This is a genomic window from Streptomyces ochraceiscleroticus (assembly GCF_000720485.1).
GTDB classification, from domain to species: domain Bacteria; phylum Actinomycetota; class Actinomycetes; order Streptomycetales; family Streptomycetaceae; genus Streptomyces; species Streptomyces ochraceiscleroticus.
The window spans coordinates 1-413 of record NZ_JOAX01000125.1 but is presented as its reverse complement, the minus strand read 5'-3'; the positions used below and the strand labels follow the sequence as shown (position 1 = coordinate 413).

Annotated in this window: 1 protein-coding gene; it reads right to left on the bottom strand. The window is 68.3% G+C overall.

What is annotated here, in order from left to right:
* A partial coding sequence (locus tag IG84_RS0137490) for a biotin synthase (RefSeq protein ID WP_031068037.1) occupies positions 1-413 on the bottom strand: 413 nt, incomplete at both ends.

Sequence of the window (413 nt, the reverse complement as noted above, 5' to 3'; positions counted from 1 at the left end):
GGGGTGAGGTTCCACTCCTTGGCCAGCGGGGTGCCCTCGAAGGGGATCAGGAAGTTGACCGGTACGGAGTCGGGGTCCAGCTCGCGCAGCGAGAAGACCACGTCCACCAGGTCCTCGTCGCAGGCGCACACCTCGACGCCCTCGTTCTGCTCCTTGATGGCCGAAATGGTCTGCGAGACGCGGTCCACGTCCTTGTCCGTGGGGCCGCGGCCGCTGGCCACCAGGCACACGCGCTTGGCGCCGCCCGCGACGCCGGCGGCGGCTGCCTTGGACGCCTCGTCCGGCTTCAGCCACGTGTACTTGAGGATCTCGGCCTTGGAGCCGAGCCGCTGGGAGCAGTAGGAACAGTCCTCCGGGCACAGGCCCGACTTGAGGTTGACCAGGTAGTTCAGCTTCACCCGCCGCCCGAACCA